The 6,996-nt window shown below is 64.6% G+C and carries 6 protein-coding genes; 4 read left to right on the top strand and 2 right to left on the bottom strand.

Going from position 1 to position 6,996, the window contains the following annotated elements:
- Nucleotides 1–427: 427 nt before the first annotated feature.
- The gene (gene pssA, locus DK261_RS21855; protein WP_009049274.1) at nt 428–1,771 is read right to left on the bottom strand and encodes a CDP-diacylglycerol--serine O-phosphatidyltransferase; all 1,344 of its coding nucleotides are present in this window, start codon (nt 1,769–1,771) and stop codon (nt 428–430) included.
- Nucleotides 1,772–1,977: 206 nt separating this feature from the next.
- Here pssA and DK261_RS21850 point away from each other — a divergent pair, with 206 nt between their 5' ends.
- Nucleotides 1,978–2,556, top strand: a complete 579-nt coding sequence (locus DK261_RS21850; RefSeq protein WP_009049275.1) for a TetR/AcrR family transcriptional regulator — start codon at nt 1,978–1,980, stop codon at nt 2,554–2,556.
- A gap of 56 nt (nt 2,557–2,612) precedes the next feature.
- Nucleotides 2,613–3,092, top strand: coding sequence for a nuclear transport factor 2 family protein (locus DK261_RS21845; RefSeq protein ID WP_009049276.1), 480 nt, complete (start codon nt 2,613–2,615; stop codon nt 3,090–3,092).
- A gap of 108 nt (nt 3,093–3,200) precedes the next feature.
- Here DK261_RS21845 and sfnG read toward each other — a convergent pair whose 3' ends face one another.
- On the bottom strand, nt 3,201–4,295 hold the full coding sequence (gene sfnG / locus DK261_RS21840; protein WP_009049277.1) for a dimethylsulfone monooxygenase SfnG: 1,095 nt from the start codon (nt 4,293–4,295) through the stop codon (nt 3,201–3,203).
- A gap of 381 nt (nt 4,296–4,676) precedes the next feature.
- Between sfnG and DK261_RS21830 the strand changes: the two genes are divergently transcribed.
- Both DK261_RS21830 and DK261_RS21825 read left to right on the top strand, forming a co-directional pair.
- Nucleotides 4,677–5,915, top strand: coding sequence for an acyl-CoA dehydrogenase family protein (locus DK261_RS21830; RefSeq protein ID WP_053269193.1), 1,239 nt, complete (start codon nt 4,677–4,679; stop codon nt 5,913–5,915).
- Nucleotides 5,916–6,141: 226 nt separating this feature from the next.
- Nucleotides 6,142–6,921, top strand: coding sequence for a TSUP family transporter (locus DK261_RS21825; RefSeq protein ID WP_009044159.1), 780 nt, complete (start codon nt 6,142–6,144; stop codon nt 6,919–6,921).
- Nucleotides 6,922–6,996: the final 75 nt, after the last annotated feature.

The following is a 6,996-nucleotide window of genomic DNA, read 5'->3' as shown; positions in this document are numbered from 1 at the left end:
TCTCAAGACCGATGAAGGCCCTGCGGGCCTTGTCGCAGCCTCGCGGGCTCGGCAGCGGCTACAGGGTCGGGGTCTGGCTTCGTGTAGCCGCTGCCGCAGGCTGCGTACGTCCCGAAGGGGCGCGGCGATCTCAAGACCGATGAAGGCCCTGCGGGCCTTGTCGCAGCCTTGCGGGCTCGGCAGCGGCTACAGGGATCGGGGCCTGGCTTCGTGTAGCCGCTGCCGCAGGTTGCGTACGTCCCGAAGGGGCGCGGCGATCTCGAGACCGATGAAGGCCCTGCGGGCCTTGTCGCAGCCTCGCGGGCTCGGCAGCGGCTACAGGGTCGGGGACTGGCTCCGGGTAGCCGCTGCCGCAGGTTGCGATAAGCCCCGCAGGGGCTTCAGGGCCAGCAAGAACGACCCCATCGTGGATCGTTCGCCGCGGACCTCAGAGGATGCGGTAGAGCAACCGCTCGATCCGCACCCGGCTGACCCGGCGCAGGAACTTGCCGACCGCCGCCGGGTAGTCCACCAGGGTTTCCAGGCGCTGGAAGTGCTCGATGCGCTGGGTGTGGCGGAAGATCGTTTCCAGCTCCTGGCGCCGCGGCTCCAGCAACTCGCCCTTGGGGTCGTCGAGCAGCAAGGCGTTTTCCAGGTCGAGGCGGAAGGCCCGCGGGTTGAGGTTGTTGCCGGTGAGCAAGGTGTAGCGCTGGTCCACCCACATGCCCTTGAGGTGGTAAGTGTTGTCGCCGTCGCGCCACAGGTGCAGGTTCAGGCGGCCGCTGTCGATGGCCTTCTGATGCCGCTTGGCGAAGCGCCGCAGGCTGATCTCGTACAGATAAGGCAGCGCGGCGATGACCTTGAACGGCTCGCTCGGCGGAATGTAGAAGTCGTTGGCGGTCTTGTCGCCGACGATGATGTCGATCTTCACCCCGCGCGCCAGGGCGCGGTTGATTTCCCGGGTCACCGCCAGCGGCAGGTTGAAGTACGGCGTGCAGATGGTCAGTTGCTGCTGGGCGCTGGCGATCAGTTCGCAGATGACCCGGCTCAGCGGGTTGTTCTTGCCCACCCCGAGCAGCGGGCTGACCGACAGTGTGTCCTTGAGCACCCCGCCGGCACTGGTGTCGTAGGCCGCGTGCTTGAGGCGGCTGCGCAGGTCGCCGATGTCGTTGCGCAGGCTGCGGGTGGTCGGCAGGTTCGGCAGGTCCAGGCGATGCACCGCCCGCGACGCCACCAGGCCATGCTGGACCAGGTGCTGCATGGAGTCGGCCAGCTCGCGGTTGTGCAGCAGGTGGTAGCGGTCGAAGCGGTACTTGTCGAACTTGTGCAGGTACACGTTGTTCAGGCTGGCGCCGCTGTAGATCACGCAATCGTCGATCACGAAACCCTTCAGGTGCAGCACGCCGAACAGCTCGCGGGTCTGCACCGGCACGCCGTACACCGGCACCTCACTGGCGTGGGTACGGGTCATTTCCTGGTACCAGGCCGAGTTGCCCGGCTGCTTGCCGGCGCCGATCAGCCCGCGCTGGGCGCGCAGCCAGTCGACCACGACCACCACGTCCAGCTCCGGGCGCGCGGCCTTGGCGGCGTGCAAGGCATCGAGAATTTCCTGGCCGGCCTCGTCCTGTTGCAGGTACAGCGCGACGATATAGATGCGCCGGGTGGCCTGGGCGATTTTCTCCAGCAGGCAACGGCGGAATTCGGCGGCGCCATTGAGGATGGTCAGGTCATCGGCAGCCAGCGGGAAGCTGCGCAATTTGGGCAGCAGGGAACGTTTGAAAAGCGACGGCATAGGGCTCGCAGAAGGTCGAATCCAAAAGAGCGCAAGAGCTTACACCAAGGTGCCGGTTCGGGTCTTGCGGGTCGCTGTGAAGATTTGTCGCCTGTCCTTCGTCCCCGCCGCACAACCGCTCGCAACGGGATAAACGACGACAATAATTTCGCGAGTGGAAAAATAACTTATTGACCAAGGAGAACGATCGTTCTACTGTACGCCACATGAACGAAATCACTAGCAACGACACACGCGACATCATTCTGGATGTCACCGAAAAGTTGATCTACAAAAGTGGCATCGCCGCCACTGGCATGGATCTTCTGGTGAAGACCGCCGGCGTCTCCAGAAAGAGCATCTACCGCTACTTCACCACCAAGGACGAGCTGGTGGTGGCCGCCCTGCAGCGCCGCGACCTGCGCTGGATGCACTGGTTCACCCGCGAGGTGGGCAAGGCCCCGACGCCGGCCGCGCGCCTGCTCAACCTGTTCACGGTGCTGGGCGACTGGTTCGCCTCGGAGGACTTTCGCGGCTGCGCCTTCATCAATACCAGCGGCGAGACCGGCGACCCGCAGGACCCGGTACGGGTGGTGGCCAGGGAACACAAACAGAAACTGCTCGACTATGTGCTCGAGCTCTGCAAGGCACACATTGCTGAAAAACACGGCACCGAGGATCCGGAGGAGCAAGCCAGACAGCTGCTGATCCTGATCGACGGCGCCATTACCGTTGCACTTGTGATGGGCGATCGCAGTGCCGCCGATAATGCGCAATGCATGGCGCGAAAGTTATTGGACCTGTAATCGTTTAAAACAAGTTCGACACCCTGCTGAACCTCAACTTTCATTGGAGACTTTACATGTCATCTAACGCTGAAGTTCGTCCGCCACTTCCCCCTTTCACCCGCGAATCGGCCATTGAAAAGATCCGCCTGGCCGAAGACGGTTGGAACTCCCGCGACCCGCAGCGGGTGTCCCTGGCCTACACCCTGGACACCCAATGGCGTAACCGCGCCGAGTTCGCCCACAACCGCGAAGAAGCCAAGGGCTTTTTGACCCGCAAATGGGCCAAGGAGCTGGACTACCGCCTGATCAAGGAACTCTGGGCCTTTACCGACAACCGCATCGCCGTGCGTTATGCCTACGAATGGCACGACGACTCGGGCAACTGGTTCCGTTCCTACGGCAACGAGAACTGGGAGTTCGACGAGCACGGTCTGATGTCCAACCGCTACGCCTGCATCAACGACATGCCGATCAAGGAAAGCGAGCGCAAGTTCCACTGGCCGCTGGGCCGGCGCCCGGATGACCATCCGGGGCTGTCCGAACTGGGCCTGTAACCCGCTTCTGTAGGAGCGGCCGGTCGACGCTCGATTGCGCGCGATACTGGCGACGCGGTGTGTCCGCTAAACCGCTATCGCGAGCAAGCTTCGCTCCTACAGTCCACCTCAAGCCGCGGCATCCTCGCGCTTCAGCGCCGCCTTGGCTTCCAGCTCGCGCACCAGTGGCAATACGCGCTTGCCGAAGTACTCCACCTCTTCCTGGAAATGCAGGAACCCCGCCAGCACCAGGTCCACGCCCACCGCCTTCAAGGCGACGATGCGCTCGGCGATTTGCTGTGGCGTGCCGATCAGGTTGGTCTTGAACCCATCGTTGTACTGCACCAGGTCCTCGAAGGTGGACTTGGCCCAGTTGCCCTCGCCTTCCGGCGACGCCTTGCCCGCCTGTTTCGCCGCGTCGCCAAAGGCGTTTACCGCTTCCGGGTCGGCCTGGTCGATGATCTCGGCCAGCACCGCGCGCGCTTCTTCCTCGGTGTCGCGGGCAATCACGAAGGCATTGACCCCGACCTTCACCGAATGATGGTTCGCCGCGGCCTTGGCGCGAATGTCGTCGACCTGGGCCTTGATACCTTCCGGCGTGTTGCCGTTGGTGAAATACCAGTCGGACACCCGCGCGGCCATGTCCCGCGCGGCGCGGGAACTGCCGCCCTGGAACACTTCCGGCTGGCCCAGCGGCTTGGGCTTGAGGCTGTAGTTGTCGAAGCGATAGAAGTCGCCGCGGAAGCTGAAATTGTCCTGGCTCCAGATGCCCTTGAGGGAACGGATGAATTCTTCGGAACGCCGATAACGCTCGTCGTGCTCCAGCCAGTGTTCGCCGATGGCCTGGAACTCGCCCTTGAACCAGCCGCTGACGATGTTCACCGCGATCCGGCCATGGGTCAGTTGGTCGATGGTCGCCAACTGCTTGGCCGCCAACGCCGGCTGCCAGGGGCCGGGCAGGATCGCCGCGATCACCTTGAGCTTCTCGGTGGCGGCCAGCAGCGCATGGCTGAACGCCACGGACTCATGCTGGAACTCGGCGCCATAGCCGGCGGTGAAGCGGATCTGGGTCAGGGCGTACTCGAACCCGGCGGCCTCGGCCAGCTGCGCCAGCTTGCGGTTGTAGTCGATGCCCCAGTGGGTGCGCTGCTCGATCTTGCTGACCACCAGCCCACCGCTGACGTTCGGCACCCAGTAGGCAAATTTCACGGCTTGCTGACTCATTGGCTTGTCCTCGCGACTGAAGTGTCCGGGGAATAGAGCAGCAACCGTGCCAGCCACAAAACGCCAGAAGACACTCGCCCCTGTAGCCGCTGCCGCAGGCTGCGCAAAGGCCCGAAGGGCCTTCCTGCGTCGGCAAAAGCGGCGTCTGCTGCGCAGCCGATCGCAGCCTGCGGCAGCGGCTACAGGTAGACCGTCGTCTCCTCCATCAACAGGTCGATTTGTTGATGCGCTGTTGGCTGGGCAACAGTTGCCGGCGAGCCGTCCCGCGCCCGGCCCGCTGATTACGGCCACCCGCCTCCCGGCACGGACCGTGCAATCCGCTCCGCAGAAACCACGCTTTTCACCGCCGAGCCAATTTATTGCTGAGAAGGAGCTGTGCCCATGACCGAACACCAGGTAATCAACCCATTGTCCGTAGGCGTCGACTACGAAACCCTGGCCGGGCGCTTCCGGCCGATCTTCAGCCGGATCGCCGCCGGCGCGGTGGCCCGCGAGCAATCGCGCAGCCTGCCGTACGAAGCGATCCTGTGGCTCAAGGAAGCCGGCTTTGGCGCAGTGCGGGTGCCCGTGGAATACGGTGGCGGCGGCGCCTCCCTACCGCAGTTGTTCCAACTGCTGATCGAGTTGGCCGAGGCCGACTCCAACGTGCCGCAAGCCTTGCGCGGGCACTTCGCCTTTGCCGAGGACCGGCTCAACGCCGCCCCGGGGCCGGCGCGGGACCTGTGGTTCAAGCGTTTCGTCGACGGCGACATCGTCGGCTGCGCCTGGACCGAGATCGGCAACGTGGCCATCGGCGACGTGATCACCCGGGTCTCGCCGGATGGCGACAAATGGCGGCTCAACGGCGAGAAGTTCTACAGCACCGGGAGCATTTTCTCCGACTGGATCGATGTCTACGCCCGGCGCAGCGACACCGGCGGCGACGTGATCGCCGCGGTGCGCACCCGCCAGCCGGGCATCGTGCAGAGCGACGACTGGGACGGCTTCGGCCAGCGCACCACCGGCAGCGGCACCGCGCATTTTGTCGATGCCGAAGTGGAGGCCGAGAACCTCATCGACTTCGCCACCCGCTTCAAATACCAGACCGCCTTCTACCAGTTGGTGCTGCTGGCGACGCTGGCGGGCATCGGCCGCGCCGCCCTGCGCGATGTGGCCCACGAGGTGCGCACCCGCAAGCGCATCTACAGCCACGGCAATGCGCCACGGGTCAGCGAGGATGCCCAGGTGCAGCAGGTGGTCGGCGAGATCTCGGCCCTGGTGTACGCCGCCGAGGCCAGCGCGGTGCGCGCGGCGCAACCGGCGCAGCAGGCCTACCTGGCGCGTTTTGCCGGTAATGACGAGGCGGAACGGGCGGCCAATGTCGCGGCGGAAATCCAGTCGGCCACGGCCCAGGTGGTGGTCACCGAGCTGATCCAGCGCGCCACCAGCGAACTGTTCAATGCCCTCGGCGCTTCGGACATCCGCCAAGGCAAGGCCCTCGACCGCCACTGGCGCAACGCCCGCACCGTGTCGTCGCACAACCCGGTGATCTACAAGGCGCGCATCGTCGGCGACTGGGCGATCAATGGCAGCGAACCGCCGTTCGTGTGGCAGATCGGCAACGGGCCCGAACGCCAATAGCAGCCTCACAGGCTCTCCTGTAGGAGCGGCCGGTCGACGCTCGATTGCCCGCGATGGCGTCAGTGGCCGCGCCGCTATCCTTAAAGAATTGTGGCGTTTATAAGGGCCTCATCGCGGGCAAGCCTCGCTCCTACAAGTATGGGGCGGTCGCAGGCATCCGAGGTTATGGGTAAGATACCGACCCTTCGCGCAGCTTTTCTGCGCCCCGCCGAAATAAGTCGATCCCATGCCTTTCGAACTCAGCGTAGATTTGACCACCCTCGCCATTCTTGCTCTCGTTGCCTTCATTGCCGGCTTTATCGATGCCATCGCCGGCGGTGGCGGCCTGCTCACCACACCTGCGCTGCTTACCGCCGGCCTGCCGCCGCACCTGGTGCTGGGCACCAACAAACTGAGTTCGACCTTTGGCTCGGCCACCGCCAGCTTCACCTTCTACCGGCGCAAGCTGTTCCACCCGCGGCAATGGACCCACGCCATCGTCGGCACCCTGGTGGGCGCGCTGACCGGCGCGGTGGTGGCCCATTACCTGCCGGCCGAATGGCTGAACAAGATGCTGCCGGTAATTGTCTTCGCCTGTGGCGTGTACCTGCTGTTCGGCGGCACGCCGAAAGCGCCGCTGGACAGCGAGGCGCCGATCAAGAAAAAGTGGCAATCGACCCAGGGCTTCAGTCTCGGTTTCTACGACGGCGTGGCCGGCCCCGGCACGGGCGCCTTCTGGACCGTCAGCAGCCTGCTGCTCTACCCCATCGACCTGGTCAAGGCCAGCGGCGTGGCGCGCAGCATGAACTTCGTCAGCAACGCCGCGGCGCTGTCGATCTTCATTTTCTCGGGCCAGGTGGATTGGGCCATCGGCCTGAGCATGGGCCTGTCGTTGATGGTCGGCGCCTTCTTCGGCGCCCGCACCGCCATCAGCGGCGGCGCGAAATTCATTCGCCCGGTGTTCATCACCGTGGTCCTGGGCCTGACCGTGCGCCTGGCCTGGCAGCACTGGTTCAGCGCCGTCTGACCTCCTGAAACGACAGCGGGCGAACCCAATGGATTCGCCCGCCCCGTTTTCTTCCAGCTTCCTTCCAGCCGGCGC

This window comes from Pseudomonas sp. RW409 (assembly GCF_003184125.1).
In the GTDB taxonomy this organism is placed as follows: Bacteria; Pseudomonadota; Gammaproteobacteria; order Pseudomonadales; family Pseudomonadaceae; genus Aquipseudomonas; species Aquipseudomonas chlororaphis_I.
Note: the sequence above shows the minus strand (reverse complement) of the source record. Positions and strands in the feature narration are given on the sequence as shown.

Coding starts and splice junctions, on each gene's coding strand:
- DK261_RS21850 (WP_009049275.1), top strand. CDS start 1,978: ATGAACGAAATCACTAGCAACGACACACGCGACATCATTCTGGATGTC.
- DK261_RS21830 (WP_053269193.1), top strand. CDS start 4,677: ATGACCGAACACCAGGTAATCAACCCATTGTCCGTAGGCGTCGACTAC.
- DK261_RS21845 (WP_009049276.1), top strand. CDS start 2,613: ATGTCATCTAACGCTGAAGTTCGTCCGCCACTTCCCCCTTTCACCCGC.
- pssA (WP_009049274.1), bottom strand. CDS start 1,771: ATGCCGTCGCTTTTCAAACGTTCCCTGCTGCCCAAATTGCGCAGCTTC.
- DK261_RS21825 (WP_009044159.1), top strand. CDS start 6,142: ATGCCTTTCGAACTCAGCGTAGATTTGACCACCCTCGCCATTCTTGCT.
- sfnG (WP_009049277.1), bottom strand. CDS start 4,295: ATGAGTCAGCAAGCCGTGAAATTTGCCTACTGGGTGCCGAACGTCAGC.